The 14692-nt window shown below is 69.5% G+C and carries 14 protein-coding genes and 1 tRNA gene; 11 read left to right on the top strand and 4 right to left on the bottom strand.

Annotation, left to right across the window (positions count from 1 at the left end):
• Window positions 1–249 precede the first annotated feature (249 nt).
• Together ACZ5Y0_RS13410 and ACZ5Y0_RS13405 are read left to right on the top strand one after the other, a co-directional pair.
• Entirely contained in the window at window positions 250–765 is a 516-nt protein-coding gene (locus tag ACZ5Y0_RS13410; RefSeq protein WP_469128775.1) for a YwqJ-related putative deaminase, read from the top strand.
• 76 nt (window positions 766–841) lie between these two features.
• Complete coding sequence (locus ACZ5Y0_RS13405) at window positions 842–1333, top strand: SUKH-3 domain-containing protein (RefSeq protein WP_469128885.1); 492 nt, start codon at window positions 842–844, stop codon at window positions 1331–1333.
• A gap of 84 nt (window positions 1334–1417) precedes the next feature.
• Here the strand turns inward: ACZ5Y0_RS13405 and ACZ5Y0_RS13400 are convergent, their stop codons facing one another.
• Window positions 1418–2722 carry a sensor histidine kinase gene (locus tag ACZ5Y0_RS13400; RefSeq protein WP_469128774.1) on the bottom strand — a complete coding sequence of 435 codons (1305 nt, stop codon included), beginning with the start codon at window positions 2720–2722 and terminating at the stop codon, window positions 1418–1420.
• Between the two features lie 166 nt (window positions 2723–2888).
• Here ACZ5Y0_RS13400 and ACZ5Y0_RS13395 point away from each other — a divergent pair, with 166 nt between their 5' ends.
• The 7 genes from ACZ5Y0_RS13395 (at window position 2889) to ACZ5Y0_RS13365 (ending at window position 8642) form a co-directional block, all read left to right on the top strand.
• Window positions 2889–3770, top strand: a complete 882-nt coding sequence (locus ACZ5Y0_RS13395) for a hypothetical protein (protein ID WP_469128773.1) — start codon at window positions 2889–2891, stop codon at window positions 3768–3770.
• An 8-nt stretch (window positions 3771–3778) separates the two neighbouring features.
• Window positions 3779–3850, top strand: a tRNA-Gln gene (locus ACZ5Y0_RS13390).
• A 109-nt stretch (window positions 3851–3959) separates the two neighbouring features.
• Window positions 3960–5408 (top strand): bifunctional UDP-N-acetylglucosamine diphosphorylase/glucosamine-1-phosphate N-acetyltransferase GlmU, encoded by a 1449-nt coding sequence (gene glmU / locus ACZ5Y0_RS13385; RefSeq protein WP_469128772.1) that lies wholly within the window; start codon window positions 3960–3962, stop codon window positions 5406–5408.
• 135 nt (window positions 5409–5543) lie between these two features.
• Window positions 5544–6518, top strand: coding sequence for a ribose-phosphate diphosphokinase (locus tag ACZ5Y0_RS13380; RefSeq protein ID WP_467511542.1), 975 nt, complete (start codon window positions 5544–5546; stop codon window positions 6516–6518).
• Window positions 6519–6759: 241 nt separating this feature from the next.
• A complete protein-coding gene (locus ACZ5Y0_RS13375; RefSeq protein ID WP_469128771.1) occupies window positions 6760–7350 on the top strand; it encodes a 50S ribosomal protein L25/general stress protein Ctc in 591 nt (196 codons plus the stop codon).
• A gap of 72 nt (window positions 7351–7422) precedes the next feature.
• A complete protein-coding gene (pth, locus tag ACZ5Y0_RS13370) occupies window positions 7423–8025 on the top strand; it encodes an aminoacyl-tRNA hydrolase (RefSeq protein WP_469128770.1) in 603 nt (200 codons plus the stop codon).
• Window positions 8026–8108: 83 nt separating this feature from the next.
• Entirely contained in the window at window positions 8109–8642 is a 534-nt protein-coding gene (locus tag ACZ5Y0_RS13365) for a hypothetical protein (protein WP_469128769.1), read from the top strand.
• 63 nt (window positions 8643–8705) lie between these two features.
• Here ACZ5Y0_RS13365 and ppc read toward each other — a convergent pair whose 3' ends face one another.
• Window positions 8706–11435, bottom strand: coding sequence for a phosphoenolpyruvate carboxylase (gene ppc, locus ACZ5Y0_RS13360; protein ID WP_469128768.1), 2730 nt, complete (start codon window positions 11433–11435; stop codon window positions 8706–8708).
• Window positions 11436–11725: 290 nt separating this feature from the next.
• Between ppc and ACZ5Y0_RS13355 the strand changes: the two genes are divergently transcribed.
• Both ACZ5Y0_RS13355 and ACZ5Y0_RS13350 read left to right on the top strand, forming a co-directional pair.
• Window positions 11726–12736 carry an acyl-CoA desaturase gene (locus tag ACZ5Y0_RS13355; protein WP_469128767.1) on the top strand — a complete coding sequence of 337 codons (1011 nt, stop codon included), beginning with the start codon at window positions 11726–11728 and terminating at the stop codon, window positions 12734–12736.
• Window positions 12733–13410: a TetR family transcriptional regulator gene (locus tag ACZ5Y0_RS13350; protein ID WP_469128766.1), complete on the top strand. Its 678-nt coding sequence runs from the start codon at window positions 12733–12735 to the stop codon at window positions 13408–13410. Before ACZ5Y0_RS13355 ends, ACZ5Y0_RS13350 begins: the two co-directional genes overlap by 4 nt.
• Before the next feature lie 67 nt (window positions 13411–13477).
• Here ACZ5Y0_RS13350 and ACZ5Y0_RS13345 read toward each other — a convergent pair whose 3' ends face one another.
• Together ACZ5Y0_RS13345 and ACZ5Y0_RS13340 are read right to left on the bottom strand one after the other, a co-directional pair.
• Complete coding sequence (locus ACZ5Y0_RS13345; RefSeq protein ID WP_363086575.1) at window positions 13478–13651, bottom strand: CsbD family protein; 174 nt, start codon at window positions 13649–13651, stop codon at window positions 13478–13480.
• Between the two features lie 200 nt (window positions 13652–13851).
• On the bottom strand, window positions 13852–14646 hold the full coding sequence (locus tag ACZ5Y0_RS13340; RefSeq protein WP_469128765.1) for a trans-aconitate 2-methyltransferase: 795 nt from the start codon (window positions 14644–14646) through the stop codon (window positions 13852–13854).
• Between the last annotated feature and the right edge of the window lie 46 nt (window positions 14647–14692).

The following is a 14692-nucleotide window of genomic DNA, read 5'->3' as shown; positions in this document are numbered from 1 at the left end:
ACCACCACGCTCCGTATCCGACTCTCTCCAACGGTCTCCCACGCGCGTCAACCGCGCGCCAGGCGGTGCCGACAGCCTATGCGGTACGACGACACCGGTCACCGGCCCTCCACTTCCGTGACCAGCCGTCACCCCGCCGTGACAGTCGGCCCAAACCCGGGCGTGTCGCACCGCCCCAGCTTCCACACACGGCACGCCATTTGGCACTCTGAGTTCTCCGGGGGGATGCACGGGAGGGGAAAGACGATCATGAACGCCACACAAACGGGACCGCACACCAGCCGCTCCGGCGACCCCCGCATCGGCTGGAGCAGCGACGAAACCCCCCACACACCCGCTCTCCGCCACCGCCGCGACGGCATACTCCCCACCATCGCCGCCGCCCTCTCCGTCCGCGGCGCCACCCTCACCGGCACCGCCGCCCGCGGCGACCAGCCCCCCACACTGCACCCCCTCGTCCAGGACTTCCTCGACACCCTCCCCAGCGACCGACGCGACCGCTACACCGGCCGCTGCGCCGAGGCACTCCTCCTCTCCCGCCACATCGCCGCCGCGGACGCCACCCGCAGCAAACGCGCCGCCCGCAGACCCATGACCAACGGCGAAGCCCGCAAAGCCCTCAAACACGCCAAACTCACCGCCCGGCGCATCCGCGAGGACGGCGACCCCCTCCACGGCAGCTTCGCCGCCCCCTGCCGCGCCTGCACCGCCCTCAGCGCCCACTTCGGAGTCCGCATCGTCGACCCCACCACCGACGACCACTGACCCCACCCCCACACACAGCGCCCCACACACGCACGACGGCCCCAGCCGACCCATGACCCCGACGAACGAAGGGCAGATGCACCCCGACCGCACCACCACGCGCTTCCCCGTACCCGTCGACGCCGCCCTGCGCGCCGCCGGCTGGCAACCCGGACGCTGGGACATCAAACAAGCCGAGATCTGGGCCGACGCCCTACGCGAACACACCTCCCCCGCCGGCCACCGCCACGCCGTCTTCCCCGCCGCCGTGGAGGCCTGGGCCGAATTCGGCGGCCTGCACATCACCCCCACCGGACCCGGCCGGCAGATCGCCCCCGCCACCGTCCACCTCGACCCCCTCCACGGCCTCCACCTCGCCCGCACCCTCGCCGACCTCGGCCGCGCCCTCGACACCGACGTCAGCCCCCTCGGCGCCGAGACCGACAGCCACTCCCTCCTCGCCATCGACGCCGAAGGCCGCGTCTACGCCCTCGACCACACCGGCGACTGGTACCTCGGCCCCGACATCGACCAGGCCCTCGGCGCCCTCGTCTCCGGCATCGAACCCGTCCGCCTCACCGCCGGCTGACCCCCACCGGGCCCACCCCCGGCCGCGCCGACCCGGACCAGGCCACCCCGGCGGGCCCACCCCCCAGAAAACCCCGCAACCCCACTACACCGACGGAATCACCGCAGACACCCGGAAACCCCCCGCCTCCGTCGGCCCCGACACGAACACCCCGCCCAGAGCCACCACCCGCTCCCGCATCCCCACCAGCCCATTGCCCCCCGACGGCAACCGCGCCGACGACGCCGACCCCACCTCCGGCGGCGGCTCGTTCTCCACCTGCATCGCGATCTCCGCCGCCCGATGCGCCAACCTCACATGCGTCTTCGCACCCGCCGCATGCTTGTGCACGTTCGTCAACGCCTCCTGCACCACCCGAAACGCCGTCTGCTCGACCTCCGGCGCGTACCCCCGCACCTCACCCTCCACCAACAGATCCACCACCATCCCCGCGGCCGCCGACTGCCCGATCAACTCGTCCAACTCCGACAGACACGGCCCCTCCCCCTCCTCCACCACCCGCGAAGCGGCAGCCGCCGCGGCCATCTCCACCGCCGCCAACGGCACCGACGAACGCCGCTCCCCCACACCGTCACCACTGCGCAACACCCCGAGCATCTCCCGCAACTCGGTCAACGCCTGCCGCCCCATGTCCCCCACCAGCACGGCATTGCGCACCGCCTTCTCCGGATCCTTGCGCGCGACCGCCTGCAACGCCGCCGCATGCACCACCATCAGGCTCACCCGATGCGCGACCACGTCATGCATCTCCCGCGCGATCCGCGTCCGCTCCTCACCGCGCGCCCACTCCGCCCGCTCCTCGGCCCGCTCCGCCAGCAGCTGCAACTCCCGCTCAAGACTGTCCGCACGCTCCCGCAGACTCTCCATCAGCCGCCGCCGCGCCCCCACGTACAGCCCGAGCAGCACCGGCGGAGCCGTCAACCCCAGCGAGGTCGTGATCGCGGCGAACGGAATGAACCAGTCCCCCAGATCCAGATCCCCCCGCACCATGTCCTGCCGCACCCGCACGAACGTCACGATCAACGTCCCCACCAACTGCATCCCCGCCAGCGACGCGGTGATCCGACGGGGCAGCTCCGACGCCGCCAGCGTGTACAGCCCCACGATCCCCATCAGGAAGCCCATCTGCGCCGGCGTGATGGCGATCGACACCAGCACCACCGCGATCGGCCACCGTCGCCGCACCAGCAGCACCGACCCGGCGAGCAACCCGAAGACGACCCCCACCGCCACCGGCACGCCCGCGTCCCGCGCGAACGGATACCCCTCCACCGCGCACTCCGCGGCGGACAGCACCGCGAGACTCCCGTCGAACACCGCACTGCGGCGCCTGCTCCACCACCAAGGCCCTCCCCGAGCCGAGGCGTGCTCTTCCCCCGTCGTGGTCATACCTCCACCCTACGGTCGCCCGCCCCGCATTTTCCGGCGAGTTTCGCCGACTGCTCCCCACCACACGCCACAACCGAACATCCTCGAAACGCGCCGGTATCCCTCGAACTGCTGAACAGGACCCGTTCGCCCCCGGAATAGCACATTCCGGCAGGACGGTATGGCTATGGCAATTTCCTCCGGCAAGTACGCCGACCTGGAGGCCCTGGGGAAGCAGGCGGTCGGGCTACGACGGGCGGGGCTCAGCCTTCGGCAGATCAGGGACGAGCTGAAGATCTACAACAACGACATCCTCAACCAGCTCGTGAAGGGGGAACCCCCGCCGGAGTGGACGAAGCGGCCGAGGGCCAAGGACGATCTGAGGGCCAAGGCCCGGGAACTACGTCTCCAGGGCTGGACCTACGACCAGATCGAGGTCGAGCTGGGCTGTTCGAAGAGTTCGATCTCCCTCTGGGTGCGGGATCTGCCGAAGCCGGAGCGGCGGGATCCCGCGGAGCAGGCTCGGCTGGCAGGGCGGAAGAGGTGGGAGCACGAGCTGGCTGTGCGGGACGAGCGACGACAGCGGACCAAGACAGCCGCCGCGAGTGAAATAGGCTCGATGAGCCCACGCGACCTGTTCATGACCGGCGTCGCGCTCTACTGGGCCGAGGGCGCTAAGGACAAGCCGTATGCCAGACGCGAGAACGTGCAGTTCGTCAACAGCGACCCCGGAGTCATTCGAATCTTCCTGGCCTGGCTGAACTTGCTCGGGGTGGAGCCCGAGCGCCTGCGCTACCGGGTCATGATCCATATGACTGCCGATGTCATCGGCGCCGAGCGCTACTGGGCGGACCTGGCGGATGTCGACCCATCCCGGCTTCAGCGCACGACTATCAAGAAGCACAACCCCAAAACTGTTCGCAAGAACGTGGGCGACGACTACCGAGGTTGTTTCGTGATCAGCGTGTTGCAAGGTGCCGAGCTGTACCGACGCATCGAAGGCTGGTGGTCGGGCATGGTGGACTCCGTAGGGCGGGATCATGCCCCTCCCTACTCCGGTAAGGTTTGAGGCAGCAATCCGCCGTGGGGTAGCGGCATCCCGCAGGCCTTTGGAGCCTTGAGACGCTGGTTCGAATCCAGCCGGCGGAGCTGCTGAAGTGGGCCCTGACAGCAACGTCAGGGCCCACTCACATGTCCGCCAGGAAACGCCCCGGTATCCTTCGGATGTCCCACCTCTCCACAGCCGAAGGGCAACTCCGTGAGCGCCATTCGCCCGGCAGCCGTCGTCGTTCTCGCAGCGGGTGAGGGCACCCGTATGAAGTCGGCCACACCGAAGGTCCTGCACGACATCTGCGGCCGCAGTCTCGTGGGCCATGTGCTGGCCGCGTCTCGCGAGTTGGACCCCGAGAACCTGGTCGTCGTCGTCGGGCACGCGCGGGAGAAGGTCACCGCGCATCTCGCCGAGGTCGACCCCGCCGTACGCACGGCGGTGCAGGAGGAGCAGAACGGCACCGGGCACGCCGTGCGGATGGGGCTTGAGCAGCTCGGTGGGGCCGTGGACGGGACCGTGGTGGTCGTGTGCGGTGACACCCCCCTGCTGACGGGTGCGACGCTCGCGCAGCTCGCCACGACTCATCACGCCGACGGGAACGCCGTCACGGTGCTGACGGCGGAGGTGCCGGACGCCACCGGGTACGGGCGGATCGTGCGGGACGAGGTGTCGGGTGCGGTCACGGGGATCGTGGAGCACAAGGACGCGACGGACGCCCAGCGGGCGATCCGGGAGATCAACTCGGGGGTGTTCGCGTTCGACGGGCAGTTGCTCGCCGACGCGCTGAAGCAGGTCCGAACGGACAACAGTCAGGGTGAGGAGTATCTGACCGACGTTCTCGGCATTCTGCGTGAGGCCGGCCACCGGGTGGGTGCGTCCGTCGCCGGTGATCACCGGGAGATCGCGGGGATCAACAACCGGGTGCAGTTGGCGGAGGCTCGTCGGATTCTCAACGACCGGCTGCTCACTGCCGCGATGCTCGCGGGTGTGACCGTCGTGGACCCCGGTACGACGTGGGTCGATGTCGCGGTGACGTTCGAGCAGGACGCGGTGGTGCTGCCGGGGACGCAGCTGCTCGGGGTGACGCATCTGGGCGAGGGTGCCGTGGTGGGTCCGAACAGCCGGCTGAAGGACACGAGGGTCGGCGCGGGGGCCCGGGTGGACAACACGGTGGCCGACGGGGCCGAGGTGGGTCCGCTGGCGACCGTGGGGCCGTACGCCTATCTGCGGCCCGGTACGCGGCTCGGGTCGAAGTCGAAGGTCGGTACGTACGTGGAGACGAAGAACGCCGTCATCGGTGAGGGTACGAAGGTGCCGCACCTGTCGTACGTCGGTGACGCGACGATCGGTGATCACACCAATATCGGTGCGGCGAGCGTCTTCGTGAACTATGACGGAGAGCACAAGCACCACACGACGGTCGGCTCGCACTGCAAGACGGGTTCGGACAACATGTTTGTGGCTCCTGTCACGGTCGGGGACGGCGCGTACACCGCTGCCGGGTCCGTGATCACGAAGGATGTGCCGCCCGGTTCGCTGGCCGTGGCCCGTGGTCAGCAGCGGAATATCGAGGGTTGGGTGGCTCGTAAGCGTCCGGGGAGCGCGGCGGCGAAGGCTGCCGAGGCGGCTTCCCGTGAGGGCGACGGCGAAGGCTGACCGGAGACGGGTGCGCTGTACACGGCGTACCGTGAGAGGTGCATACCCGCACCCCCACCAGCTGAGACGGCCCCGTCGCGCCCAGCGGCGAGGTCCTTGGACAGTCGGCTGAGACACCTCTGAGGAGACAGTGCTGTGACCGGGATCAAGACGACCGGCGAGAAGAAGATGATGTTCTTCTCCGGCCGCGCCCACCCCGAGCTTGCCGAGGAGGTCGCCCACCAGCTGGGTGTCGGGGTCGTCCCGACGAAGGCCTTCGACTTCGCCAATGGTGAGATCTACGTGCGTTACGAGGAGTCGGCGCGTGGTGCGGACTGCTTCCTGATCCAGAGCCACACGGCTCCGATCAACAAGTGGATCATGGAGCAGTTGATCATGATCGACGCGCTGAAGCGTGCGTCGGCGCGTTCGATCACGGTGATCGTGCCGTTCTACGGTTATGCGCGGCAGGACAAGAAGCACCGTGGTCGTGAGCCGATCTCGGCGCGGCTGATCGCGGACCTGATGAAGACGGCGGGTGCGCACCGGATCCTGACCGTCGATCTGCACACGGATCAGATCCAGGGCTTCTTCGACGGTCCGGTGGATCATCTGTTCGCGTTGCCGCTGTTGGCGGACTACGTGGGCAGCAAGGTGGACCGCGCGAAGCTGACCGTCGTGTCGCCGGACGCGGGCCGGGTCCGGGTCGCGGACCGTTGGTGCGACCGTCTGGGTGCGCCGCTGGCGATCGTGCACAAGCGGCGTGACAAGGACGTGGCGAACCAGGTGACGGTCCACGAGGTGGTGGGCGAGGTCAAGGGCCGGGTGTGCGTGCTGGTCGACGACATGATCGACACGGGTGGCACGATCTGTGCCGCGGCGGACGCGCTGTTCGCGCACGGTGCGGAGGACGTCATCGTGACGGCGACGCACGGTGTGCTGTCGGGTCCGGCCGCGGACCGGCTGAAGAACTCGAAGGTGAGTGAGTTCGTCTTCACGAACACGCTGCCGACTCCGGGTGAGCTGGAGGTGGACAAGATCACGGTGCTGTCGATCGCGCCGACGATCGCGAACGCGGTGCGTGAGGTGTTCGAGGACGGTTCGGTGACGAGCCTGTTCGACGAGCAGTAGGCCCCCCGGGTCTGCTTCTCACAGCAATCGCCCGTGCATCGATCGCCCGTGCCAGCGGAGTGCTCGAGGTCGATTTTTCTCCGGCCTCCCGCGCCGAGTAGACTGCTCAGGTTGCTCGGCGAGGGAGGCCGTACACGTGTGGACGTGTGTACGGCGGTCCGTTATCGACGCGCTCTTCGTAGCAGGCCGTTCGTTGGCCGGGTGACTGTTTCCGTCGCTGTTTCTACGAGGAGTGATTTCCATGTCCGAGGTAAAGATCGCCGCTGAGTCCCGTACCGAGTTCGGCAAGGGTGCGGCCCGCCGCATCCGTCGTGCCAGCAAGGTTCCGGGCGTTCTGTACGGCCACGGTTCGGACCCGATCCACCTGACGCTGCCGGGTCACGAGCTGCTGCTCGCGCTGCGTACGCCGAACGTCCTGATCGCCCTGGACATCGACGGCAAGTCGAACGAGCTGGCCATCCCGAAGTCCGTGCAGCGTGACCCGATCAAGGGTTTCCTGGAGCACGTCGACCTTCAGCTGGTCCAGCGTGGCGAGAAGGTCAACGTCGAGATCTTCGTGCACACCGAGGGTGAGCTGGCTCCCGGTGGCAACCTGCTGGAGCACGTCCTGAACGCGCTGCCGGTCGAGGCCGAGGCCACGCACATCCCGGAGTCCGTGACGGTGTCCGTCGAGGGCCTGACCGCCGGTGACTCGGTGCTGGCCAAGGACATCCCGCTGCCGTCGGGCACCAAGCTGGGCGTCGACGGCGACACCGTCGTGCTTCAGGTGCTGGCCGCGCAGGCCGAGGAGGTCGCCGAGGGTGAGGGCGAGGAGGCTTCCGCGGAGGCCTGATCCTCACCGTCGTCGTTTGTTCGTCAGCCGCTGTTCCCTTCGGGGGCAGCGGCTGGCGCGTATCGAGGAGACATGGACGTGACGACCGACGCCAATGCCCCCTGGTTGATCGTGGGGCTGGGCAATCCGGGTCCGGAGTACGCGATGAACCGGCACAACGTGGGGTTCATGGTGGCCGATCTGCTGGCCGAGCGGATCGGGGGGAGGTTCAAGCGGGCGGGGCGGGCGCAGGCGCAGGTCGTGGAGGGGCGGATCGGTCCGCCGGGGCCGGGGAACCGCCGGGTGGTGCTGGCGAAGCCGATGTCGTACATGAATCTGTCGGGTGGGCCGGTGAACGCGCTGCGGGACTTCTACAAGGTGCCGGTGGCGAACGTGGTGGCCGTCCATGACGAGCTGGACATCGATTACGGGGTGCTGCGGCTGAAGCTGGGCGGCGGGGACAACGGGCACAACGGTCTGAAGTCGATGACGAAGGCGTTCGGGGCGGAGTATCACCGGGTGCGGTTCGGGATCGGCCGGCCGCCGGGGCGGATGCAGGTGGCGGACTTCGTGCTGAAGGACTTCTCGGGTGCGGAGCGCAAGGAGCTGGACTACTTCGTGGACCGGGCTGCGGACGCGGTGGAGTGTCTGGTGATCGATGGGCTGGAGCGGGCGCAGGGGACGTACAACTCGTGAGCCAGGGGTGCGGGTCGCGGAAAGGTAGGGACAACTCGCGACTTGTCACCCGTCGAGGTTGACGGCCCGTTCAGGTATGGCCAATGATCCCGGCCATGCCTGCCACCGCCGCCTCGTCCCACCGGCGTCCCGCGCGCCGGGGTTCCGCCCGTCGGGCCTCGGTCGCCGCGTTGCGGTTCGGCCGGTGGGTGGCGGTGTGGACGGTGGCGTCGCTGATCCTGGTGGCGGGGGTGTGGGGTTCCTGGGGGACGGCGCAGCACGTGATGCTGACGAAGGGCCGGGAGCAGGGCACGATCGAGGTGGCGCGCTGTGGTGCGGACCGTTGTTGGGGGCCGTACGCGCCGGTGTCGTCGGGGTCGCGGGCGCGGGCGCGGGTGGTGATCGAACGGTCGGTGGCGGTGCGCGAGGGGCGGACGTACACCGTGGTGATCAAGCCGGGTGGTGACGAGGTCGTACGGTCCGGTGGTGCCGGGGTGTTGTACGCGTGGGTGCCGATGGGCGGTGCGCTGCTGTTGGCGTCGGTGGTGGTCGCGGGTGGCCTGGGGCGGGCGCGGCTGGGGTGGGTGCTGGCGGGGTCGGGGGTGGCGTTGCTGTCGGCGGCGTTCCTGGCGGTGTAGCGGGACGTGTGACGTGCGAAGGGCGCCCCCGGATCTCGGGGGCGCCCTTCGTGCGGGTGTGGGTCAGCCGGTGTTGCGCAGGCCGGCGGCGACGCCGTTGACGGTGAGCAGAAGGGCGCGGGCGAGCAGGGGGTCGGGTTCCTGGCCTGCGGCCGCGGCGTCACGCTGGCGCTTGAGCAGGGTGACCTGGAGGTAGGAGATGGGGTCCAGGTAGGCGTCGCGGATGGCGAAGGTCTGCTTGAGGACGGGGGTGGCGTCGAGTAGTTCCCGTTCGCCGGTGATCTTGAGGACTTCGGCGACGGTGAGGGCGTGTTCGGTCTTGATGGTGTCGAAGACGTGGCGCAGGTCGTCGGGGACGAGGGTGTCGACGTAGTGCTGGGCGATCCGCAGGTCGGTCTTGGCGAGGGTCATCTCGACGTTGGAGATGAAGTTGCGGAAGAAGTGCCATTGGCCGTGCATCTCGTCGAGGACGGTGTCGAGGCCGGCTTCGCGCAGGGCCTTGAGGCCGGAGCCGACGCCGTACCAGCCGGGGACGATCTGGCGGGACTGGGTCCAGCCGAAGACCCACGGGATGGCGCGGAGTCCGTCGAGGCCGGCGCCGGAGTCGGGGCGGCGGGAGGGCCGCGAGCCGAGGTGGAGGTCGGCGAGCTGGTCGACGGGGGTGGAGGCGAAGAAGTACGACGGGAGGTCGGGGTCCTCGACGAGCCTGCGGTAGGCGGCGTGGGCGGCGTCGCTGACGACGTCCATGGCGGCGTCCCAGCGGGCGAGGGCCTCGTCGGACTGGCGGGGTGAGGTGTGCAGGGCGGAGGCCTGGAGGGTGGCGGCGACCGTCAGTTCCAGGTTCTCGCGGGCCAGCGACGGGATGAGGTACTTGTCGGAGATGACCTCGCCCTGTTCGGTGACCTTGATCTCGCCTTCGAGGGTGCCCCAGGGCTGGGCGAGGATCGCGTCCTGGGAGGGGCCGCCGCCGCGGCCGACGGTGCCGCCGCGGCCGTGGAAGAGGCGCAGGCGGACGCCGTAGCGGTGGGCGACGTCGCGCAGGCGGCGCTGGGCGCGGTGGATCTCCCACTGGCTGGTGGTGATGCCGCCGAACTTGGAGGAGTCGGAGTAGCCGAGCATGACCTCCTGGACGTCTCCGCGCAGTGCCACCAGACGGCGGTACGACGGGTCGGAGAGCATGTCCTCCAGGATGGTGTCGGCGGCCTTGAGCTCGTCGGTGGTCTCCAGGAGGGGCACGATGCCGATCTTGGCCCAGCCGGCGTGCAGGTCGACGAGGCCGGCCTCGCGGGCGAGGACGGCGGCGGCGAAGACGTCGTCGGCGCCCTGGCACATGGAGATGATGTAGGACTCGATGACCTCGGGTCCGAAGACCTCCAGGGCGCGCTTGACGGTGAGGAAGACGCCGAGGGTCTTCTCGCCGGCGGCGTCGACGGGTGCGGGGGTGGGCGCGAGGGGCCTTCTGGAGCGGAGTTCCTTGGCGAGGAGCTTGGTGCGGTACTCGCGGGGCATGTCGGAGTAGCGCCAGGACTCCTCGCCGAGGCGGTCGAACAGCTGGCCGAGGGCGTGGTGGTGGGCGTCGGCGTGTTCGCGGACGTCCATGGTGGCGAGCTGGAGGCCGAAGGCGGCCAGGGTGCGGATGGTGCGGTTCATGCGGCCGTCGGCGAAGAGGGCGCCGCGGTGCTCGCGCAGGGAGGTCTGGATGAGGGTGAGGTCGGCGAGGAGTTCGCTGGTGCCGAGGTAGTCGCGGCCGGGCTGGTGCGGGGTGCCCTTGGCGAGGCGCTGCTTGGTGTTCTCCAGCTTCTGCCGGATGCAGGTGGCCTTGAGCCGGTAGGGCTCCTCGGCGTTGAGGCGCTTGTAGCGGGGGCTGATCTCGGGGAGGCGTTCGAGGTCGGTCCGGAGGGACTCCAGCAGTTCTTCGGTGGCTCCGGTGTAGCGGATGGAGTTGGAGAGGAAGCCGCGGAGTTCGTCGATCGTCTCCAGGGCGTCGTTGATGCCGTGTTCGTGCTGGAGGATGAGGACGTCCCAGGTGACCTGGGGGGTGACGTTGGGGTTGCCGTCGCGGTCGCCGCCGATCCAGGTGCCGAAGGTGAGCGGGCGGGTCTCGGCGGGGACGGTGACGCCGACGCGTTCGAGTTCGGCGGTGAGGTCCTCGAGGACGTCGCCGACGGCCCCGGCGTGGAGTTCGTCGAGGTAGTAGATGGCGTTGCGGGCCTCGTCGGCGGGCTCGGGGCGGACGACGCGCAGTTCGTCGGTCTGCCAGACGAGGTCGATGTTCTCGGCCAGCCGGGTGTCGTGGCGGCGGCGGTCGGCCTCGATGACGGGGGTCTCCAGGAGCGCGGCGATGCGCCGGAGCTTGTTGAGGACGGACCGGCGTGCGGCTTCGGTGGGGTGCGCCGTGAACACGGGGCGGACGTTCAGGTTGCGGACCGTCTCGCGGATGTGTTCGGGGTCTGCGTCCTTGAGGCGGTCCGCGGTGCGGGCGAGGAGGCCGCCCTCGGCGGCGCGTCGGGCGCGCAGTTCGCGGCCGCGGTGGACCTGCTCGGTGACGTTCGCGAGGTGGAAGTAGGTGGAGAAGGCGCGGACCAGCTTGGCCGCGGTCTCCAGTTCGGTGCCACGCAGCAGGTCGGCGGCTGCCTCGCCGTCCTCGCGGGTGAGGCGGCGGACCTTCTCGACCAGGTCGAGTAGTTCGGGGCCCTCCTGCCGGACGAGGGTCTCACCGAGGAGGTCACCCAGTCGGCGGATGTCGGCGCGCAGCTCGGGGCTGGTTGTCGTCTGGTCGTCGGCACTGCTCACAGATGCGGCTCCTTGCAGTGTTGAAGCTCGTCCGGGAGGGAACTCGGGCGTCAGGCCCCGCGGTGGGGCCGCTTGCGGGCCTGACGTCCGGGAAGAAAACAGAACGGACCGCGCTGTCCGACCGTTCCAAGGATAGGTGTCCGTGCGGACGCGCAGACTCGCGGGCTCTTGCTGCCGGGTGCCGCACTGCCATACTTACGATGCCGTAGGTTACGGGACCGTAGGGAGTGTGGTGCGGTCTCCCGGGCCCGGCACTCTCCCAGCCCACGACCACCCCACAGGGGACGCGTATGACCTCAAGCTCCGACGTGATCGAAGACCCCTCACCGGCGCCCGACGACTCCTCCACGACCTCCGCCACTCTGGGCGGTGAGCAGAAGCGCTCGATCGAGCAGATCGCGCTGCTCGTCTTCATCGTGGTGCCGTTCCTGGCCCTGCTGGCGGCGGTGCCGCTGGCCTGGGGCTGGGGGGTGAGCTGGCTGGACCTCGGTCTGCTGGTCTTCTTCTACTACCTCGGGTGCCACGGCATCACCATCGGTTTCCACCGGTACTTCACGCATGGTTCCTTCAAGGCGAAGCGTCCTCTGCGGATCGCGCTGGCGATCATGGGGTCGATGGCGGTGGAGGGGCCGCTGGTCCGCTGGGTGGCGGACCACCGCAGGCACCACAAGTTCTCGGACGCGGAGGGCGACCCGCATTCGCCGTGGCGTTTCGGGGAGACGCTGCCGGCGCTGGTGAAGGGCCTGTGGTGGGCGCACATCGCCTGGATGTTCGATGAGGAGCAGACGCCGCAGGACAAGTACGCGCCGGATCTGATCAAGGACCCGGCGCTCCGGGCGATCTCGCGCCAGTTCGTGCTGTGGACCGTGCTCTCGCTCGCGCTGCCGGCGGTGATCGGCGGACTGGTGACGATGTCCTGGTGGGGGGCGTTCACCGGGTTCTTCTGGGGTTCGCTGGTGCGGGTGGCGCTGCTGCACCACGTCACGTGGTCGATCAACTCGATCTGTCACGCGGTGGGCAAGCGGCCGTTCAAGTCGCGTGACCGTTCCGGCAACGTGTGGTGGCTGGCGGTCCTGTCCTGTGGGGAGTCGTGGCACAACCTCCACCACGCCGACCCGACTTCGGCGCGGCACGGTGTGATGCGCGGCCAGCTGGACTCCTCGGCGCGGTTCATCCGCTGGTTCGAGATGCTGGGCTGGGCGTACGACGTGCGCTGGCCGTCACGCTCGCGTATCGATTCGCGCCGGAACACCGACGGGGACGGCTCCCGGCGGCGGAAGGTGGCCGCCGACGCGGCATGATGGACGGCGTGGCGACCGACTCCAGCAGTACCCCGAGCAATGAGAAGCCGCGGCGAGTGCGTCGCACCCGGATGACCGGTGCGGAGCGTCGCCAGCAGCTGCTGGAGATCGGTCGCACCCTTTTCGCGGCGAAGGGGTTCGAGGGCACGTCGGTGGAGGAGATCGCGGCGAAGGCCGGGGTGTCCAAGCCGATGGTGTACGAGCACTTCGGTGGCAAGGAGGGGCTGTACGCGGTGGTGGTGGACCGTGAGATGCGGCGCCTGCTGGACATGGTGACCAGCTCGCTCACGGCGGGTCATCCCCGCGAGCTGTGCGAGCAGGCGGCGTTCGCCCTCCTGGACTACATCGAGGAGTACACGGACGGTTTCCGCATCCTGGTGCGGGACTCGCCGATCCCGCAGTCGACGGGTTCCTTCGCGTCTCTCATCTCGGACATCGCCACCCAGGTGGAGGACATCCTGGGCCGTGAGTTCAAGAGCCGCGGCTTCGACCCGAAGCTGGCGCCGCTGTACGCGCAGGCGCTGGTGGGGATGGTCGCGCTGACCGGCCAGTGGTGGCTGGACGTGCGGCGGCCGAAGAAGGCGGAGGTGGCGGCGCATCTGGTGAACCTGGCGTGGCACGGCCTGGACGGTCTGGAGGCCAAGCCGCATCTCATAGGCCGCCGCAAGAGCTGACGTCGTGCACGCGGGAGGGCCCCCGCTCCGGTGCGCCGGGCGGGGGCCCTCCTGTGGTGTGTCGGGGTCAGTGCTTGAAGACGTCCTTCGCCTTCTCCTTCGACTGGCGGGCGTCACCCTTGGCCTGCTCGGCACGTCCCTCGGCCTCGAGCCGCTCGTTGCCCACGGCCCGCCCGGCCGCTTCCTTGACCTTGCCCTTGACCTGTTCCGTCTTCGCCTTGGACTTCTGCTCGCCTGCCACGGTGTCTCACTCCCAGTCAGGTTGCCTCGTTCCTGCTGTATCGGGTGACCCGCTTCGGCCGACCCAAACCACGTGCACGGACAGTGACGTTCCGGGGGCGACGGGTCGGCGCTTCCGCGTCGGCCGTCACCGCCTCGCCCACCGCATCGGTGCCGAAGTGATCCGCGTCCTGGTCACCCTCCTCGGCCGGAAGCCGTGGGTCAGGCCGGCTTCCTGGCCACCGTGAACAGGCGGCGGAACGGCAGGACCGTGCCGTAGGCGTGGGGCGGGTAGGCCTCACGGAGCAGGTCGCGGTACTCGGTGACGAAGGTGTCGCGGGCCTCGGGGTCGTCGGCGAGTGCGGTGAGGACCGGACGCAGGCCGGTGCCCCTGACCCAGTCCAGGACGGGGTCCTCGCCGGTGAGGACGTGGTGGTACGTCGTCGTCCAGACGTCGGTCCCGCAGCCGAGGCGGGCGAGGTGGTCGAGGTAGACGCCGGGGGCGTGGACGGAGTCCTCGGGGCGGAGGACCCCGGCGAGGCGGCTCCTCCAGCGGGGCGTGTCGCCGAGTCGGCGCATGAGGGCGTGCAGGGGCGCGTCGATGTTGTGGGGGACCTGGAAGGCGAGGGTGCCGCCCGGCGCGATCCCGGCCAGCCAGGTGGGGAAGGCGTCGAGGTGGCCGGGGACCCAGTGCAGGGCGGCGTTGGAGACGATCAGGTCGTACGTCTCGGTGGGGGCCCAGGTCGTGAGGTCGGCGTGGGCGAAGTCGAGGTGCGGGCCGGCGTACGCCTGGGCCTCGGCGAGCATGTGCGCGGAGTTGTCGTAGCCGGTGACGTGGGCGGTGGGCCAGCGGTCGGTGAGGACGGTGGTGGCGTTGCCGGGGCCGCAGCCGAGGTCGGCGATGCGGGGCGGGTCGCGGGGCAGGTCGGGGATGCGGGCGAGGAGGTCGGCGAACGGGCGGGCGCGGTGGCCGGCGTGACGCAGGTACTGGGCGGGGTCCCAGGTGGGGGCGGGCATGGGGCGGCCTCCTCGTGGTGATGTCCTGATGTCCTGCTCGGGGTGA

The sequence above is a fragment of the Streptomyces sp. NPDC033216 genome, from assembly GCF_055577115.1.
Note: the sequence above shows the minus strand (reverse complement) of the source record. Positions and strands in the feature narration are given on the sequence as shown.